The sequence below is a fragment of the Sphingobium sp. B2D3C genome, from assembly GCF_025961835.1.
Taxonomy (GTDB): domain Bacteria; phylum Pseudomonadota; class Alphaproteobacteria; order Sphingomonadales; family Sphingomonadaceae; genus Sphingobium.
The window spans coordinates 2,985,803-3,003,152 of sequence record NZ_JAOQOK010000001.1 but is presented as its reverse complement, the minus strand read 5'-3'; the positions used below and the strand labels follow the sequence as shown (position 1 = coordinate 3,003,152).

Annotated in this window: 15 protein-coding genes and 1 tRNA gene; 10 read left to right on the top strand and 6 right to left on the bottom strand. The window is 63.3% G+C overall.

The window, feature by feature from the left end:
• Positions 1-524: 524 nt before the first annotated feature.
• From M2339_RS13875 to M2339_RS13855, 5 genes are all read left to right on the top strand, one after another.
• Positions 525-1,988, top strand: a complete 1,464-nt coding sequence (locus M2339_RS13875; RefSeq protein WP_264606401.1) for a hypothetical protein — start codon at positions 525-527, stop codon at positions 1,986-1,988.
• A 92-nt stretch (positions 1,989-2,080) separates the two neighbouring features.
• The gene (locus tag M2339_RS13870; protein ID WP_264606400.1) at positions 2,081-2,872 is read left to right on the top strand and encodes a helix-turn-helix domain-containing protein; all 792 of its coding nucleotides are present in this window, start codon (positions 2,081-2,083) and stop codon (positions 2,870-2,872) included.
• A complete protein-coding gene (locus M2339_RS13865; protein ID WP_264606399.1) occupies positions 2,847-4,382 on the top strand; it encodes a GNAT family N-acetyltransferase in 1,536 nt (511 codons plus the stop codon). Before M2339_RS13870 ends, M2339_RS13865 begins: the two co-directional genes overlap by 26 nt.
• A complete protein-coding gene (locus M2339_RS13860; RefSeq protein WP_264606398.1) occupies positions 4,379-4,945 on the top strand; it encodes an ATP-binding protein in 567 nt (188 codons plus the stop codon). Before M2339_RS13865 ends, M2339_RS13860 begins: the two co-directional genes overlap by 4 nt.
• A 480-nt stretch (positions 4,946-5,425) precedes the next feature.
• Positions 5,426-5,501: transfer RNA gene (locus tag M2339_RS13855), tRNA-Val, on the top strand.
• A gap of 16 nt (positions 5,502-5,517) precedes the next feature.
• Here M2339_RS13855 and M2339_RS13850 read toward each other — a convergent pair.
• The 5 genes from M2339_RS13850 to metX all read right to left on the bottom strand — a co-directional run bounded on the left by M2339_RS13850 (position 5,518) and on the right by metX (position 10,046).
• Complete coding sequence (locus tag M2339_RS13850; RefSeq protein ID WP_264588200.1) at positions 5,518-6,384, bottom strand: pirin family protein; 867 nt, start codon at positions 6,382-6,384, stop codon at positions 5,518-5,520.
• Between the two features lie 115 nt (positions 6,385-6,499).
• The gene (locus M2339_RS13845; protein ID WP_264571617.1) at positions 6,500-7,723 is read right to left on the bottom strand and encodes a multidrug effflux MFS transporter; all 1,224 of its coding nucleotides are present in this window, start codon (positions 7,721-7,723) and stop codon (positions 6,500-6,502) included.
• A gap of 136 nt (positions 7,724-7,859) precedes the next feature.
• Complete coding sequence (metW, locus tag M2339_RS13840) at positions 7,860-8,453, bottom strand: methionine biosynthesis protein MetW (protein ID WP_181561002.1); 594 nt, start codon at positions 8,451-8,453, stop codon at positions 7,860-7,862.
• On the bottom strand, positions 8,446-8,901 hold the full coding sequence (locus M2339_RS13835; RefSeq protein ID WP_264588416.1) for a GNAT family N-acetyltransferase: 456 nt from the start codon (positions 8,899-8,901) through the stop codon (positions 8,446-8,448). The genes metW and M2339_RS13835 overlap by 8 nt, the downstream gene beginning before the upstream one ends.
• 5 nt (positions 8,902-8,906) lie before the next feature.
• Positions 8,907-10,046: a homoserine O-acetyltransferase MetX gene (metX, locus tag M2339_RS13830; RefSeq protein ID WP_264588201.1), complete on the bottom strand. Its 1,140-nt coding sequence runs from the start codon at positions 10,044-10,046 to the stop codon at positions 8,907-8,909.
• Positions 10,047-10,184: 138 nt separating this feature from the next.
• Here metX and hisC point away from each other — a divergent pair, with 138 nt between their 5' ends.
• The gene (gene hisC / locus M2339_RS13825) at positions 10,185-11,300 is read left to right on the top strand and encodes a histidinol-phosphate transaminase (protein ID WP_264588202.1); all 1,116 of its coding nucleotides are present in this window, start codon (positions 10,185-10,187) and stop codon (positions 11,298-11,300) included.
• On the top strand, positions 11,300-12,208 hold the full coding sequence (locus M2339_RS13820; RefSeq protein ID WP_264588203.1) for a prephenate/arogenate dehydrogenase family protein: 909 nt from the start codon (positions 11,300-11,302) through the stop codon (positions 12,206-12,208). Before hisC ends, M2339_RS13820 begins: the two co-directional genes overlap by 1 nt.
• Positions 12,209-12,248: 40 nt before the next feature.
• On the opposite strand, the gene M2339_RS13815 is transcribed toward M2339_RS13820, so the two are convergent.
• Positions 12,249-14,615: a ribonuclease R family protein gene (locus M2339_RS13815; protein WP_264588204.1), complete on the bottom strand. Its 2,367-nt coding sequence runs from the start codon at positions 14,613-14,615 to the stop codon at positions 12,249-12,251.
• 237 nt (positions 14,616-14,852) lie between these two features.
• Here M2339_RS13815 and M2339_RS13810 point away from each other — a divergent pair, with 237 nt between their 5' ends.
• The 3 genes from M2339_RS13810 (at position 14,853) to M2339_RS13800 (ending at position 17,324) form a co-directional block, all read left to right on the top strand.
• Entirely contained in the window at positions 14,853-15,485 is a 633-nt protein-coding gene (locus M2339_RS13810) for a PilZ domain-containing protein (RefSeq protein WP_264588417.1), read from the top strand.
• A 130-nt stretch (positions 15,486-15,615) separates the two neighbouring features.
• The gene (locus M2339_RS13805; protein WP_264574049.1) at positions 15,616-15,936 is read left to right on the top strand and encodes a DMT family transporter; all 321 of its coding nucleotides are present in this window, start codon (positions 15,616-15,618) and stop codon (positions 15,934-15,936) included.
• A 137-nt stretch (positions 15,937-16,073) separates the two neighbouring features.
• Positions 16,074-17,324, top strand: a complete 1,251-nt coding sequence (locus M2339_RS13800) for a mechanosensitive ion channel family protein (protein ID WP_264588205.1) — start codon at positions 16,074-16,076, stop codon at positions 17,322-17,324.
• The last annotated feature ends 26 nt before the right edge of the window (positions 17,325-17,350 follow it).

The following is a 17,350-nucleotide window of genomic DNA, read 5'->3' as shown; positions in this document are numbered from 1 at the left end:
AGAATTTGCTCTTCCGGCCGAAGTCAGAGGAGTGGGTCGGGAAAACCATAACATCCATAATGTGTGAGAGTAGAAGTCGTAAAACCCTCGGAAAACTGCCATTCTAGTGGTTACGGTTCCACCATAATATTTGATAACCTCAGTCGCGGAAAAACATAATGTCATTGAAAACAAAGGCCTTTTTCAAGGTCGCACATCACTCCGAGAAGGCATAATCAGGTTATGGTAATATTATGGTAGATGTTATGGTGTAAGCCGTTGAAATCGCGTCCATGTTATGAATGTTATGGTTTTCCCGACCCCCATCTTAGCGACACGCCGAGCATCACCATACGGTTAAGCCAAGGGTGGTCTGCCGTCCCTCTTCGACCAAGACACGCCGGTCTCATGCTGGCTCAGAATGGCGGCGACCGCCGAAACCAGTCATTGCTAGCTGGTAGCTCAGTCTATCACCGGTTTATTCTAGAAGCCATGTGAGCGAGGAGCCATGGAGATGGCACTGGGTAAGGAGTCGGATCGGCAGCATGGGAGAAGGAAAAGCAAAGGCTGCAAAGTGGCGCCGCCAACAGTGCCTGACGCAAGAGATGGCCCGACAGCGATTCAATCTGCTAGCAATCGGCACGCGGATGTCTCCAACCACACTGTTTTCGGAAGAAATATCGTACTGGAGCGACGAAGAAGAGCGGCTGCTCGGCCTCGTCTTCCGTGACCGGACCGATGATGATTTCGGCTGGATCCTGCTTGCCCGGGACCGGATCGGCCGGTTTCGCTGTGTCGACCTGACAGTCGATTTGCGGACGCCTGGGCACGCCGCCCAAGGGGTCCGCCAACGCATTGCCGACGCGATCGAGTCCGATGAAATTCCGACCCTTGGCGACCAAGGCGACGAGACCAATTATCCGACCGATCTACTGACGGTACCCGCTGGCACAAACCCGGAGGACCTCCATCCACATTTCCGCATCCTGATGGACACACCTGGCCGCGCGCCAGCCCGCGCCGCGCTGCGCGAAATCGGGCCGTGGCTGGCGCCGACCGATCCGCATTTCGTGCGAGAATTCCAATTTTCGCAATTTGACCAGCGGATGTGGGAACTTTACCTCTGGGCCGCCTTTCGCGACATGGGTTTCGACGTCCGCCAGCCCGAGGCGCCTGATTTTCTGTGCTCGCGGCCAGGGTTCAAATTCACGGTTGAGGCGACCACCGTCACTGCGTCTCAGCGGGGACCGCTTGCCAATCATCCCCAGCCTAAGACCACTGAGGAAATGAAGGCGTTTCTCGCCGACTATATGCCGATGAAGTTCGGATCGAGCCTGACCAGTAAGCTTAACAAGAAGGACAAGGACGGCAGGAACTATTGGGAACGCGGCGACGCGGCGAGCAATCCGTTTGTCATTGCCATCGCGGACTTCCACATTCCTGGTGGCGACGGAAATGTCGGGTCGATGACCTATACGCAATCGGCGCTGTGGCCCTATCTCTACGGGCATCGAGTCGACTATGAGCTAGTCGAGGGGCAGCTCGTTACGAAGGCGACCAAAGGAGCCGATCACGTTTATGGTGAGAAGGTCGTGCCAACCGGCTTTTTCGATCTACCGGGGGCCGAGAACATATCTGCGGTGCTGTTCTCGAACGCCGGCACAATGTCCAAATTCGATCGCATGGGTGTCGGGGCCGGGTTCGGCGCTGCCGATCATTGCTATTTCCGGTTCGGTCTGCGGCTTAACCCCGATCCCAACGCAGTGGAAGGCGACCCGTTCATGGACGAGATTGAGGCGGGGCATGACGAACGGTGGGGTGAGGAGTTGCAACTGTTTCACAATCCCGCCGCCCGCAACCCCCTGCCGAGACACAGCTTGCCGGGCGTCACCGAGCATTATTTCCGCGATGGCAAGCCGTTGTCCTATTCCTATGGTGAGCCTGTCCTTGGCTCCCGGACATTGCTGATGCACCTTGTCGGTGACCAGAAGGAGACGCTCTCGGTGTGATCGCGCGCGCCCTGCGTGAAACAAAATGCTAGCATGAATATGCCTTTGATGTAATATTCCTGACGGTTGTGCGGATCGGGTGCGAGGTCTGAATGAAGGTTGTCGGTAAGGTGTTCGAGGCGAAGCCGGCGAATGGCGAGATGGACGATGCGCATATCGGCCAACGTCTGCGGGAAATCCGCAAGCTTGCCGGCCTTACGCAGGAGCAACTCGCCGAACGCCTGAATATCGGACAGGCGGCGCTGTCGCGTGTCGAGAAGCGGCGCGACATTCTTGTGTCGACGCTGCGGGACTATCTCGGCGCGCTCGGCGCGACACTTCGGATCGATGCCCGGTTCGACGATGCCTCGGCACTGGTGGCGAATGTGCATGAAGCCGAATTTCGCTTCGATCCGGTCGATGAGAACCAACTCGTTTTGCCGATAATCGGCGAGGACCGGCTGCCGGCTCGGCGTGATGTCGTGTTCAGCATCAAGCCGGACTATTGTGATAAGATCGTCAGCGGCGCCAAGACGGTCGAGCTGCGCCGGCGGTTTCCGATGTCAGTGCCCAAAGGCACGACTGCGCTAATCTATGCGACGAGCCCGACTAGGGCGCTGCTCGGCATCGCCGAGATAGGAGAAGTGCATCGCTGCGCACCTGAAGAAATCTGGGAGACCTTTGCGGAGCGGGCCTGCATCGCGCGCAAGGATTTCGACACCTATTTTGACGGTGTTGAGCGCGGCTATGCCATCGAGTTGAAACGCGCCCGGCGTCTCAGGCGCGCGCTCGAACTGAGTGAACTCCGCGACCGATTTAACTTTGAGCCCCCGCAGTCCTTCCTCTACGCGACCCCACAGATGCGGGAAGCCCTCACCTATGAGTGTTCCGAAGTACCTAATTGATACCAATGTCTTCATCGGCCTCGAGGATCATGCAGAGGTCGCCCCAAACTTCGCCGCGCTGCTACAACTGACGGCGCGCTACGGCGTGGGCGTGTTCGTCCATGCCGCGGCAGTCGACGACATTCAGCGCGATCGCGATCAAGCGCGGCGCCGTGTCTCGCTCAGCAAAATTCGCAAATTCCCCGTCATCGACAAAGTGATCGGCCTGGATCAGCCCGCGCTCGAGGCGCGGTTCGGACCAATCCGAAAGCCCAATGATCTGGTCGATGCGACGCTGCTGCATGCTCTGGAAATCGGCGTGGCCGACTTCCTCGTTACGGAAGATCAGGGTCTACATGAACGCGCCCGGCGCACTTCGGCAACGCTTGGCGACCGGGTCCTCTACGTCGCAGACGCCGTGTCGTTCCTGCGCACCACCTACGAACCGATCGAGGTAGCGCTTCCTCAGATACAGGAGGTGGACGCGCACCGCATTCCGGCGGATGACCCGATCTTTGCGAGCCTGCGAGGCGACTATATAGGTTTCGACGCGTGGTGGCGTGAAAAATGCGTAAAACCGATGCGCAAATGTTGGGTGGTCGTCGACGAAGGAGCGATTGCCGGACTCGTCGTGCGCAAGGATGAGGTGCCGGGTGATACCGACGCGAGCCTGCCGGGCTCGAAAGTCCTTAAGGTCTGCACCTTCAAGGTGCGGCCCGAGAGCCGCGGGGTCAAACTCGGCGAGCTGCTGCTCAAGCAAATCCTCTGGTACGCACAGACGAACCGGCACGATGTCGTCTACCTCACCACCTATGCAGGCCAGGCGACCCTCATCGATCTGCTCGAATTCTATGGCTTCATGCACACCCATGACAACGCGAACGGTGAGCGGGTTTATGAAAAGCCTCTCTCACGGGACCGTCTCGCGATTGTCCCGGGCCAGTCCCTTTTTGACCTTGCTCGCCGCAACTATCCGCGGTTCGCTACGGGAACGGGCGTCAACGCATATGTCATCCCGATCCAGGAAGCCTATCACGAAGTCCTGTTCCCGGAGCTGATGCAGCGCAGTCAGTTGAGCCTATTTGGCACGGCCGCGGATTTCGGCATCCACACGCCAGGCAACACGATCCGTAAAGTGTATCTGTGCCGCGCGCAGGCGCAGATCGTCCAGCCGGGCGCGCTCCTGTTCTTCTACAAGGGGAAGTCTGGACATCCTCCGTCGCAGGCGATCACGACCGTCGGTATCTTCGAGGAGATGGCGCTTGCCCGGTCGACCGAAGAGTTGCGTCGCATCGCGGGCGGACGGTCGGTCTACAGTGATACGCAGCTCACCATGATGGCGGCGACGCCGGCTCGCCCGGTCAAGGTCATAAACTTCCTGCTTGCCGGGCATTTCGAGCCGGTCATGAACCTGCAGACCCTGAAGGGAGATAGAGTGTTCGCCGACCATCCCCCCCAATCAATCAAACATCTGGACCGGGCGCAACAGGGCGCGCTGTTACGCCATGCGCAACTTGGGTTCACGATGTGAGTCGGCGCGTTGCACTCTTGGGTCTGTCGGGTGTGGGCAAGACGACGCTGCTGAACCGGCTCTCCGACAAGCTCGCGTTTACGCATCTGGAGGCGAGCCGCCTCATTAAGGCCGAGCAGGCGCGCCGGTCGGTCGCGGCGCAGTCATCAGAGGCACTCCGGACAGGGCCGGTCCTCGACAATCAAGCGTTGCTAGTCGCCGGATTTCAGCATGAGGCGCGCTCCATTGACGGTGCGATCGTTTTTGACGGCCACAGCGTGATCGATGGCGGCAATGGGTTGATCGAGATACCGGCTGACGTTTTTGCTGCACTTGAACTCGATGCCATCTGCATTTTGCAGGCAGCACCTGCCGAGATCCTCTTGCGGCGTCAGGGCGACAGCGCGCGGCTGCGACCGGTCCGGTCAGAGGAGGCACTTGCCGAACATCAAGAGAAAGCAACCAAGGTTGCACGGGCAATCGCGGAGCAGCTGAACGTGCCCTTCGCGCTGCTTGGCAATGCGGACGAGACGAAGCTTGCGGCATTGATCCGCGGGACGCAGCAAAACCGCGCGACCGGCTGATCGCCGGCAACAGCGCAGACAGGATAGGACGGAAACGCTGGGTCTACCTCGCTGCCGTGCTCGATCGCCATCGCCAACGGCGCGGTGCCGCGAACGTCGGGGTCGTCGAGCTTCACGATGATGCGTGTCACTCTGACTTCTGCTGTTGTATGTGATCCGGAACCGGAAGAGATAATTCTTGTACCGCCTGTGGAACGGCTCGAGCGGTTCCACGATTGGCCGGTGGCGGCGTAACCGGACGTTTCCTGTCGCGGTGCCGACCGGCAGCAAAGTCCCATTTGGCGACGCTGACGCTGATCTAACCGACGCCCGACTTGGACGAGCGCTATTTCTCCAACTCAGGGAGCCAACCCTCTTCGGACTTCGGGAATAGTTCGGGACTCTCAGTTCCGCCTAGTGCCAAATGTATCCGCTCTGTTCCGCTTATGTACCCTTGACCTGCAGCAGGAAAACCTAGAAAGCGCGGGAATTCCCGCGAGGGGGCGATTAGCTCAGTTGGTAGAGCGTCTCGTTTACACCGAGAATGTCGGCGGTTCGAGCCCGTCATCGCCCACCAGCATCCTGTCCGGCGATCACATGGGCGCGCCAAAGCGCCCGCTGTTGAAATCATCGATCGCCGCGTGGATTTCCGCTTCGCTGTTCATCACGAAGGGCCCGTACCCGACAATCGGTTCGTCGATCGGTTCACCGGTGAGGACGAGCAGGCTCGACTCGCCCGCGGCCTGGATTTGAACATCCTTGCCGTCTTGGCTCAGCAGCAGAACCTCGGCCTCCTCAAGCGGCTGGGTGCCATTGATCGTGAGCCGGCCAGTCAGCGCGACGATCAGGGCAATGTGCCCCTCCGGCAGAGCGAGCGTCGTGTCCGCGCCTGCGGTCAGCCGTACATCCCACACGTTGATGGGCGTGAAGGTACGGGCCGGCCCCTGAGCGTCGCCAAGGGCGCCCGCGATGATGCGTGCGATACCCGTAGCAGCACCGAGGTCGACGGTGGGAATGTCTTCGGCCGAAATCGCCTGATAACCCGCCGGCCCCATCTTGTCCTTGCCGGGCAGGTTCACCCAGAGCTGCACGATCCGGAACGGACCACCGGCGCGCGCGAAGGCGGGCGAATGAAACTCCTCGTGCAGAATGCCGCCGGCGGCCGTCATCCACTGCACGTCGCCAGGGCCGATGATGCCGCCATTGCCCGTGGAATCGCGATGTTCCACTTCACCATCATACACGATGGTGACCGTCTCGAAGCCACGATGGGGATGCTGTCCCACGCCCCGCCGCGCCTGGGTCGGTTCGAACGCGTGCGGCCCAGCATAATCGAGCAGCAGGAAGGGGCTGATCTGTTGCCCAAGATCGTGATAGGAAAAGAGCGAGCGAACCGGGAAGCCATCGCCGACCCAGTGACCCTGATTGTTGCCGTAACGGCCTAGAATTGCCTTGCGCACGAACGATCTCCGCAGGCGGGCACGCGCCAGCCTTTCCCTATTCAGATAGGGTGAGGGCCTCAGGAAATGAAGGACGGACGGCGCAGTTGCTCGTCCGGCGCTCGCCCGAGACCGCTCAGCGCGGCGGCAGTGGGGGCCGCATGGCGTTGCGGCGCGGGCGGGTGAAGAGGCGTCCGCGTTCGGCCAGCAGGATGAAGACGAGCGCGACCAGACCGGTGGCCATGAAGCCTTCCGCCAGTGGCTGGGTGGTGCCATCGAACCTTTGTCCGGTCGCCGCCCCGATCAGCGTCGCAATCGCCATGCGCGCAAAGCTCTGGAAGCTGGCGGCCGATCCGGCGATGTGACCGAATGGCTCCATGGCGATCGAGCCGAAGTTCGATCCGGTAAAGCCGACCATGCCCATGTTGAGCGCGATCAGCACCATGAACAGCAGCAGCGGCTCGGGATGCATCTGGCTGGCCAGCAGCTGGGCAATGCTGACGACGATGAAGAAGATGAGCGCGAGGTGCGAAACCCTGCGCGCACCGAAGCGCTCGACGATGCGGCTATTCGAGAAGTTCGCCACCGCCATCGACCCCGCCACGCAGGCGAAGGCGAGCGGGAAGAAAGCCCCGGCATCGAACACGTCGAAGAAGATTTGCTGCGCGCTGTTCAGGAAGCCGAACATGCCGCCCATCATGATCCCTGCGCCGAGCATATAGCCCAGACCCTGACGATCCTTGACGACCGCCGCCCAGTTGCGGGCGATGACCGGCAGGGAAATGCGCTGACGCTGGTCTTCATCTAGCGTTTCCGGCAGTCGGCGCCATGTCCACACCAGCACTATGCTGGCATAAGCCGCAAGGACAAGGAAGATCTCGCGCCAGGATGCCACGGTCAGCACCAGTTGGCCCACGGAGGGAGCGATGACCGGCACCAGCATGAAGATGATGAAGATCACGCTCATCAGCCGCGCCATGGTGTCACCCGAGTAGCGGTCGCGGATCACGGACACGGCGAGCACGCCCAGGCCCGCGGCAAAGAAGCCGTGCACCGCGCGCATCGTGAGCAGCATCTCGTAGGTCGGCGCCAGCGCGCTGGCGAGGCCGCCGAGCGCCGAGAAGGTAATGCTGAGCAGCAGCATCGGCCGGCGCCCGAACCGGTCCGCCAGCGGGCCGGCGACCAGCGATCCTACGGCGTTCGCCAGCATATAGGCCGTGATCATATATTGCAGCGAATTGGGGTCGGCCACGTTCAGGGACGCGCGAATCGCCGGGAAGGCCGGCAGCATCGCATCGATGGCGAGCGCATTGAGCGCCATGATCGACGCCATCAGGCCGACAAATTCACGTTCGTTCATGGGAAAGGGCTTGGCCGCAGCAGTCATGTCGTCGTTTCGCTGTTCTGTTCGTGGCACGCCCTATGCACCGCCTGTTGCCATCTGGCCACCCCGTTGTTGCACTGCAGCATAATTCGGAAGAGTGGTGTTGCGCCCATCAGGCATGCAGCAGGAAGACGGCGTGTTCGGCGAACAGATTGGCATTGGCCGATCCCGTCGTTCGGCCATGGTTGAGGAACCACTGGGCATCGATGGTCCAGCCGCGCTCACGCACCAGCGCCCGAAAATCGTCGATGGTGAGGTGATGGATGTTGGGCGTGTCGTACCAGCGCTCGGGCAGCAGCGGCGTCACCGGCATCCGCCCGCCCCACATCAGCGAGAGGCGCCCGCGCCAGTGCGCGAAATTGGGAAAGGAGACAAAGGCCTGTTTGCCGATGCGCAGCAGTTGCTCGATCACCTTGTCTGGCCGCCGCGTGGTCTGGAGCGTCTGACTGAGGATCGCGAAATCGAAGCTCTTGTCTGGATAATAGCCCAGGTCGGTGTCGGCATCGCCCTGAACAACCGGCAGACCGCGCCCAACGGCCGCAGCGACATTGGCCGGATCGATCTCCAGCCCGCGCACATCCGCGTGTGCTCCGTCGCGCATCGCCGCCATGAGGGCGCCATCGCCGCAACCCACGTCCAGCACCCGAGAGCCCGTGGTGACGTGGCGCGCGATCAGTGCAAGATCCGGACGCAGGCCGTCAGTCATGCGGCGAAGTCTCTTCGCCATTCAGCAGCGTGTCGAAGGCGGGGTCGAGCCGTTCCATATAGCGGTCCGGCCTTCGCGGACTGCGGAATCCGAGCGGGGCATAGACGCCATGCGCATCGAGCGTGGTGAGGCCGATACGCCGGATGCCCTGGAAATCAGAATGATCGAGAAACCACTGGACCATGCGGCGTGCGAGGCCGGCCCCGCGTGCGGCTTCATCGACCCACACGTCGCTCACCCAGGCAAAGGTGGCATGGTCGGTGATCATGCGGGCGAAGCCGATTTGGGTGCCATTGCGGTAGGCGCCGAGGCAGTGCGATCCGTCAATGGCCCGGTCCACCAGCGCGCGGGCGATGCCGGGCGACCAGTAGCTCGAGGCTAGCCAGCCATGAATGCGCGCGCGATCCAATCGGGCCGGATCGTCGCTCAACGTGATATCAGCGGGCATCTCGGTCACGCGCCGCCTCTCAGGAAGCCGTCGAGCACGCGATTCATCTCCGGCGCATCCAGCAGGAAGCTGTCATGCCCGAAGGGGCTCGAAAGCTCGACGAAGGTCGCGGCCCGACCGGCGGCATGGAGCGCGTGCACGATGTTGCGGGACTCTGTCGTCGGGTAGAGCCAGTCGGTATCGAAGCTGATGATGCAGAAGCGCGCCTGCGTCCGCGCGAACGCACTGGCCAGGCTGCCGCCATGATCCTCCGCCAGATCAAAATAATCCGTCGCCCGGGTGATATAGAGATAGCTGTTGGCGTCGAACCGCTCGACGAAGCTGATGCCCTGGTGGCGCAAATAGCTCTCGACCTGGAAGTCGGCATCGAAGCCGAAGGTCTTCGCCTCCCGCGCCTGCAGCTTGCGGCCGAACTTTTCGGTCAGCCCGGCTTCGGAGAGATAGGTGATGTGCGCGGCCATGCGCGCCACCGCCAGACCCGCCGCCGGGGGCTCGCCGCTGGCATAATAGTCGCCGCCGCGCCAGCGCGGGTCGGCCATGATCGCCTGGCGCCCGACCTCGTGAAAGGCAATGTTCTGCGCGCTGTGACGGGCGGTGGTGGCAATCGCCAGCACGGCGCGCACGCGCTCGGGATAGAGGGTCGGCCATGCCAGCGCCTGCATCCCGCCCATCGAGCCGCCGACCACGGCGGCAAGCTGGGCCACGCCCAGATGATCGAGCAGCATCGCCTGTGCGCGGACCATGTCGGCAATGGTGATGACCGGGAAGCGCATCGCAAAAGGCGCGCCGGTGGCAGGATCGATGCTGGCCGGGCCGGAAGAGCCGAGGCAACTGCCCAACACATTGGCGCAGATGATGAAGTGCCGCTCGGGGTCAATGGGCTTGCCGGGTCCCACGGCGCGCGTCCACCAGCCGGGCTTGCCGGTCACCGGATGTTCCGATGCGACGAACTGGTCGCCGGTCAGCGCATGGCAGATCAGCACGGCATTGCTGCCCTGCGCGTTGAGCGTGCCATAGGTTTCGTAAGCGATCTCGACGGGCGTCAGGCTGGCGCCGCTATCGAGCCGGAGTGGCCCTGCCAGCCGGATAGACCGCCGCAGGCCGAAGCGCTGGTCTGTGGAAGCGATGGCACTCTCCATGGACATGATCCAGCGCTTGAGCCGAAGAACGGGCATTGTCAATCGGGCCGGCTGGGCGTGTCGGCGGAGTGCATCCTCGCGGAGGTTTGGGTGAATCGTACAGGCCTTTGCCAATTGCACACAGCGGGGCTAAAGCGCCACGCCATGACAGACGATCTTCAAAAGCCCGCCGCACCCGTCGCCAAAGACTGGATCATGGCCATCGCGCCTTATGTGCCGGGCAAGTCGAAGGCGGATGATGGCCGCGAGGTCGTGAAGCTTTCGTCCAACGAAAATCCCTTCGGCACGGCCGAGCCAGTGCGCGCGGCATTCCGCTCCGCTGCCGACTGCCTGGAGCGCTATCCCGACTCCGCTGCGGTGGAACTGCGCGAGGCGATTGCACAGCGGCACGGGCTTGATCCGGCCCGGATCATCTACGGCACCGGGTCGGACGAAGTGCTGCACATGGCTGCCGGCACCTTTGCAGGCGCGGGCGACGAGATCATTTTCATGCGCTATGGCTTCTCCGTATACCCGATCGCGACGCGACGCGTCGGCGCGGTGCCCATCGAGGTGGCGGACAAGGATTATGCGACGGATGTCGATGCCATCCTGGCCCATGTCACGGACCGCACCCGACTGGTGTTCCTCGCCAATCCGAACAACCCGACCGGCACGTTCACACCCCGCGCGGAGATCGCCCGCCTGCACGCCGGGCTGCCGCCGCATGTGCTGCTGGTGCTGGATCAGGCCTATAGCGAATATCTCGACGCCGAGGATGACGATGGCGGGCTGGAGCTGGCCCGCACCGCACCCAATGTGCTGGTCACGCGCACCTTCTCCAAGATCTTCGGCCTTGCTGCCGGCCGGGTGGGCTGGGGCTATGCCAGCGCGGAGGTGATCGACGCGATGCACCGCATTCGTCAGCCCTTCTCCTTCCCCATCGCCTCGTCCCGCGCGGCGGTCGCGGCGCTGGAGGCGCAGGACTTCGTGGAGAAGAGCCGCGCGCACAACAGCGAATGGCGCGCCTGGTTCGAGACCGAGATCGGGGCGCTTAGCAACAAGGGGCTGCGCGCCGTACCCTCCAAGGCCAATTTCAGCCTCGTACTGTTCGAGGGCGAGACGAGCGCCGAGACGGCCTATAAGGGCCTGATGGACGCGGGCTATATCGTGCGCTGGCTGCCCGGGCAGGATCTGCCCAACGCCCTGCGCATCACCATCGGCACGCCGGAAGACATGAAGGGGCTCGTCGCTGCACTCCGCCGGATCGTCGGCGCCTGATGCTGCCCTTTTCGCGCGTTTCCATCATCGGACTGGGCCTGATCGGCTCGTCGCTGGCGCGCGCCCTGCGGGCCTATGCGCCGACCGTGCGGGTGGTCGGGCACGATGCCAATCCGGAAGTGCGGGAGACCGCGCGCCGGATCGACCTATGCGACGATGTGACGGACACGCCCGGGGCGGCGGTGATCGACGCCGATCTGGTTGTGCTGTGCGTCCCCCCCGGCGCGATGGCACCCGTTGCCGAGGCCATTCGCGACGATCTGGCAGCCGATGTCATCTTCTCGGAGGTGGCCTCCTCCCAAGCGAGCATCATTGCCGACATCCACCGGGTCCTGCCCGACGTGACGCTGGTGCCGGCACATCCGGTTGCCGGCACGGAGAATAGCGGCCCTGAGGCAGGGTTTGCGACGCTGTTCCGCAACCGCTGGTGTATCCTCACGCCGCCGGCCGGGACCGATCCGGTTGCGGTCACGCGGGTCGAGGCGCTGTGGCAGCGACTGGGCGCCAATGTCGAGACCATGGATGCCGCGCATCATGATCTGGTGCTGGCCGTCACCAGCCATTTGCCGCACCTCATCGCTTATACGATCGTGGGCACGGCCAATGATCTGGAGAGCGTGACGCGCAGCGAAGTCATCAAATATTCGGCCGGCGGCTTTCGCGACTTCACCCGCATCGCCGCATCCGATCCCACCATGTGGCGCGATGTCTTCCTCACCAACAAGGACGCGGTGCTGGAGATGCTTCAGCGCTTCTCGGAGGATCTCTCGCAACTGCAAAGGGCCATTCGCTGGGGCGATGGCGACGCGCTGTTCGAGCATTTCAGCAAGACGCGGGCGATCCGCCGCTCGATCATCGAGCAAGGGCAGGACGACGCGGCGCCTGATTTCGGCCGGCAGCACGAATAATCGGCTGACACGCGGGTCGTCCTGCGTCGGAGCGCGGCAATCAGCGGCGTTTGACCGGCCCCTTGCGGCGCGCGGTGTGCCGGATGTTCGGCGGGCGTCCGGTGCGGCGGACGGGCGCACTGCCCGGACGGCGGCGGTCCTTGCGCTCGGCCATGTGGCTGGCGCCGTGCGGAATCTCGAAGCGCAGCGCGCCGCTCACCGGGTCGGATTCGGCGATGCGCAGGTCGATGCGGTCGCCCATGGCATAGCGGTCGCCGCTATCCTCGCCGATCAGCGCCTGCTGCACCTCGTCATAGCGGAAATATTCGCCACCGAGCGTCGAGACGGGCACGAGGCCATCGCCGCCCAGCTCGACTACAGTGGCGAAGAAGCCGAAACTCTGCACGCCGGTGATGCGGCAGGCCATGATCTCGCCGACATGCTGTGCCAGAAACGCTGCGACATAGCGGTCGACCGTTTCGCGTTCCGCTTCCATCGCCCGACGCTCATATTGGCTGATCCGCTCGCCGATGGGCGCGAGATCGGCCACGTCTTCCGAAGAGAGCCGCGTTTCGCGCGGGAGCGACTTGTCTGCCGGGGCTGGCATTTCCAGCCCATAGGCGCCGACCAGCGAGCGATGCACCAAAAGGTCCGAATAGCGCCGGATCGGTGAGGTGAAGTGCGCATAAGAGCCGAGCGACAGGCCGAAATGGCCGAGATTGCGCGGGCCGTAATAGGCCTGCGTCTGGCTGCGCAGGATCTGCTCCATGATTTGCGGCCGCGCGGCGGCATCATCCGGAATCTGCTCGATCAGCCGGTTGAAGGTCTTGGTGGTGATCACCTGCCCGAGCGCCAGGCTGATGCCGTAGGTTTCAAGATACTCCTTGAGCGTCGTCAGCTTCTCCCGGCTGGGCGGCTCATGGACGCGGTACATGACCGGCGCCTTCTTGGCTTCCAGCGCCTTGGCGGCGGCGACATTGGCGGTGACCATGAAGTCCTCTATCAGCCGGTGCGCATCCAGCCGTTCGCGGATGGCGATGCTGACGATGCGCCCTTCCTCGTCGAGCACGACCCGGCGCTCGGGCAGGTCGAGATCGAGCGGGCCACGGGCATCGCGCGCCTTGGCCAGCGCGCGCCAGCATGCCCAGAGCGGCACCATTGCGTCGTCAATCAGCCCATCGCCCTTGAGGCGATCGATCAGGCCCATATCGAGCCGGGTGTCGGAAAAGGTCCGCTCGGGCTTGCCTTCCACGCGGTCGATCGCGGCCTGTGCCATCTCATAGGGAATGTTGGCGGCGACACGGATGATCGCGCGGGTGAAGCGCCAGGATTTGAGCGCACCGCCCGGTCCGATGACGAGGTGGCAGGCCAGTACGGCGCGATCCTCGCCTGCCTTGAGCGAACACATGTCCGACGAGAGCGCATGGGGCAGCATCGGCACGACACGGTCGGGGAAATAGACGCTGTTGCCGCGCTTGCGCGCCGAGCGATCCAGCGCCGAGCCGGGGCGCACATAATAAGAGACGTCTGCAATGGCGACGATGGCCTTGAAGCCGCCTTCATTGGCCGGATCATCGTCGGGCGCGGCCCACACGGCATCGTCGAAATCGCGGGCATCGACCGGATCGATCGCCACGATGGGCAGGACGCGCAGGTCCTCGCGCGCATCGGCGTGGAGGGGCAGGTCGTGGACCTTCGCGGCTTCGGCCTCGGCCTCCTCGGGAAACACATCGGGAATGCCATATTTGTGAATGGCGATCAGGCTGAAGCTACGCGGCTGGAAGGGGTCGCCAAGCACGTCCGTCACCCGCGCCGTGACGCGCGGCGGTCGGCCACTCTTCTCGGCCAGCACGAGATCGCCCGGCTGCGCATCGCCCTGGTCGCTGATCGGCGTCTCATAGCGGATGCGTTTATCGACGGGACGCAGGATCAGCTTGCCACGCTCGTCCTTGGCCACCACGCCGAGCATCTGCTCGGTCGCGCCGGCCAGCTTCTTCATCGGATGGGCGACCCAGCCATGACCGGCCTGCTCGGTGCGCGCCAGGATCCGGTCGCCAATGCCCAGCGCGCCGCGCTTGCCGCGCTCGATGACGCGCAGCTTGGGAATAGGGTGGCCCTCGGCTTCCCAGCGCTCCGGCACGGCGATGACCTGACCGCCATCGGACTCGACCACGCGCAGCACGGTGACCTTGGGGACGCCGCCCATCAGGTTGAAGGCCCGCGCCTTGCCGGTTTCGAGCAGGCCTTCATCGGCCATGTCGCGCAGCAGGGCCTTGAGCGCGATCTTCTCGTTGCCGCGCAGACCGAAGGCCTTGGCGATCTCGCGCTTGCCTGCCGGTTGATCGGCATTGCTGATGAAATCGAGGACTTGGTCGCGCGTCGGAAGGCCGGCGGGCTGGGGGCGGATGGGCTTTCTGGGTGGTGCCATAGCGTCGATATAGGCATGTGCCGGTGCCGGCGCTAATCAATTGCAACGCGGCACGTTCGACGCATTTCGGGACTCGGCATGGGCCGCGAGTCGACGGATGGGATTTGCGCCGGCAAGCGAGCCTGCTATTTGCGGGGAGATTTCCTCAGCCCCGCTGACGTCCGGGAGGCCGGACGGACGCCGCGCCGAGCGACGGATCTAGAGAACGTTTTTTTGGATAGGAAGCCGATTGTGCCGATGCCGGCAGACCAGTCCAACCCAGCGGCCGCTCGGCCTTCCCGCACGAATCTGCTCCTGTCCGCGACTATCGAGGCGGAGGGGATCGCCGCTCCGGTGCGCATCCGCAATCTCTCCGAGCACGGCGCATTGCTGGAAGGCGCTGCGCTGCCGCCGGTCGGTGCTGGCCTTATCTTGCGGCGCTTGCAGCTTGAGATGGGCGCCACGGTCATCTGGGTGGACAAGAATCGCTGCGGCGTGCGCTTTGAGGGCACGATTTCGGTGTCCGGCTGGCGCGAGGGCAATTGGATCGCTGCCGCAAGTCAGACCGGGTTGCCCCGCGCCGATGCGTCTCTGCCGTCATCACGGCCCGCTGCGGCTGGGACGGCGCCCCGCGCCTCGGCCCCGACTGCGGAGCTGGATCGGCGGATCGCCGAGGAACTGGATGTGCTGCGGCATCTGATCGAAGACCTCGGCACGCAACTGGTCGAAACGGTGGACGCCACGAACCGGGCGACCGCCTTGCAGCAGTTCGATCTTGCCGCGCAGACGCTTGGCTATCTGGCCGAGGTGTTAAAGGCGCCCGATCGCGCAGTCGCCATTGACGCCATCGGCATGGAACGCCTCCGCCAGCGCCTGCTCGGCGGCGGCTGAGGGCATGATCACCTCAGGGCGTAACTGCCCTTGATCGGGCGTGGTGTGGCGCCTAAATTTTCCTTGCGGCGACCACGTTCCCGCCTCTGACGTCAAGACCGGGACGGCCCGGCGCTTTCAGGAGGCTGTCATGGCGTGGATTGCGCTTTTTATCGCGGGGTTATTCGAGGTCGTCTGGGCAACGGCCATGAAGCAGTCGGATGGCTTCACCCGGCTATGGCCCACCCTCGTCATGATCGCGGCGATGCTGCTCAGCTTTGCCTGCCTGGCCTGGTCGCTGAAGGTTTTGCCACTCGGCACGGCCTATACGATCTGGACGGGCATCGGCGCGCTTGGCGCATTCGCTGTCGGCATCGCGTTTTTTGGGGAGGCGCTTACAGTGCTGCGATTGACCGCAGCCGCGCTGATTGTTTCGGGCCTCGTCCTCATGAAGATTTCAACGCCGGTCTAGATCGTCTGGCGCAGCCAGCGGCCCGCACAATCTGGCCGCTGGTTTGACTTCATGCCTAAAGGCAGGCAGGTTGGCCGCCCAATTTGAGATAAAACAGGAGCTTATCGCCGGCCCCTCTCGCGGCCGCGCCCTTTGTCATGATTGATTCTATTCCCGCGGCAACCGACCCTTCCTTTTCCATTCCCTTTCTCGATCGGTGGTTCGCCGGTCTGCCGGCCTGGGCTGAAAGTCTCGCCGGGCTGGCAATCCTGATCGCGGTCGCGGCGCTCGCGAACTTCATCTTCAAGTCGATCCTGCTGCGCATGGCGCTGCGCGTCCTGCCGCACGACACGCCGGCGCTCGGCCGCGCGGTGGCCCGGCTGACCAATATCGTCCCGGCTATGGTCGTCTCGCGCGGGATCGCGGCCGCACCGCATCTGCCGCCGTCGCTGGTGACGGTGGTGCAGAATGTGGCGGGCGCGTTCGTGATCCTCACCATCGTGCTGGCGCTCAGTCATGCACTGACCTTCGTCAACGATCTCTATCAGCGGCGGCCGCACGCCGTGAACCGGCCGATCAAAGGCTATATCCAGGTTCTCAAGATCGTGCTGTTCGCGGCGGCGGCGATCCTGATGATCGCCCAGCTGATGGACAAGTCGCCGCTGCTGCTGCTGTCCGGCCTTGGCGCTATGGCGGCGGTCATCATGCTGGTGTTCAAGGATACGATCCTGTCGCTGGTGGCCTCCGTCCAGCTGACCTCCAACGACATGTTGCGCGTCGGTGACTGGATCGAGATGCCGCAGCTCAATGCTGATGGCGACGTGATCGACATCGCGCTGCACACGGTGAAGGTGCAGAACTGGGACAAGACCATCACCACCATCCCGACTCACCGGCTGATCGAGGAGAGCTTCAAGAACTGGCGCGGCATGTCGGAATCCGGCGGGCGGCGGATCAAGCGCTCGTTGATGATCGACCAGACCAGCGTGCGGTTTCTGTCCGATCAGGAAGAGCAGAGCCTGCGCCGCTTTGCGCTGCTGGGCGACTATCTGGCGGATAAGCAGGCGGAGCTGGAGCGATGGAACAGCCGCATCGCCCATGACGGCCTCGATCCGGTGAACAGCCGGCGCGTCACCAATTTCGGGACATTCCGGGCCTATATGGCCGCTTATTTGCGAGCCAATGCGCGCATCTCGAAGGAGATGACGCTGCTGGTGCGGCAACTGGACCCGACGCCGCAGGGCATTCCGCTGGAAATCTACTGCTTCACCACCACCACGGCATGGGCGGCCTATGAGGCGATCCAGGCCGACATCTTCGACCACATGCTGGCCGTGCTGGACTCCTTCGATCTGCGGGTCTTCCAGGAGCCAAGCGGACGGGATCTGCGCCAGCTCAAAGCCGCGTGAAAATGTTGAAAAGCGGGGCGAGGTCT

Bases quoted from the DNA above. Each gene is read 5' to 3' on its own strand.
- M2339_RS13875 (WP_264606401.1), top strand. From the start codon at position 525: ATGGGAGAAGGAAAAGCAAAGGCTGCAAAGTGGCGCCGCCAACAGTGC.
- M2339_RS13865 (WP_264606399.1), top strand. From the start codon at position 2,847: ATGAGTGTTCCGAAGTACCTAATTGATACCAATGTCTTCATCGGCCTC.
- M2339_RS13805 (WP_264574049.1), top strand. From the start codon at position 15,616: ATGGCGTGGATTGCGCTTTTTATCGCGGGGTTATTCGAGGTCGTCTGG.
- M2339_RS13815 (WP_264588204.1), bottom strand. From the start codon at position 14,615: ATGGCACCACCCAGAAAGCCCATCCGCCCCCAGCCCGCCGGCCTTCCG.
- M2339_RS13820 (WP_264588203.1), top strand. From the start codon at position 11,300: ATGCTGCCCTTTTCGCGCGTTTCCATCATCGGACTGGGCCTGATCGGC.
- M2339_RS13810 (WP_264588417.1), top strand. From the start codon at position 14,853: ATGCCGGCAGACCAGTCCAACCCAGCGGCCGCTCGGCCTTCCCGCACG.
- M2339_RS13870 (WP_264606400.1), top strand. From the start codon at position 2,081: ATGAAGGTTGTCGGTAAGGTGTTCGAGGCGAAGCCGGCGAATGGCGAG.
- M2339_RS13835 (WP_264588416.1), bottom strand. From the start codon at position 8,901: ATGCCCGCTGATATCACGTTGAGCGACGATCCGGCCCGATTGGATCGC.
- M2339_RS13800 (WP_264588205.1), top strand. From the start codon at position 16,074: ATGATTGATTCTATTCCCGCGGCAACCGACCCTTCCTTTTCCATTCCC.
- metW (WP_181561002.1), bottom strand. From the start codon at position 8,453: ATGACTGACGGCCTGCGTCCGGATCTTGCACTGATCGCGCGCCACGTC.
- metX (WP_264588201.1), bottom strand. From the start codon at position 10,046: ATGTCCATGGAGAGTGCCATCGCTTCCACAGACCAGCGCTTCGGCCTG.
- M2339_RS13845 (WP_264571617.1), bottom strand. From the start codon at position 7,723: ATGAACGAACGTGAATTTGTCGGCCTGATGGCGTCGATCATGGCGCTC.
- hisC (WP_264588202.1), top strand. From the start codon at position 10,185: ATGACAGACGATCTTCAAAAGCCCGCCGCACCCGTCGCCAAAGACTGG.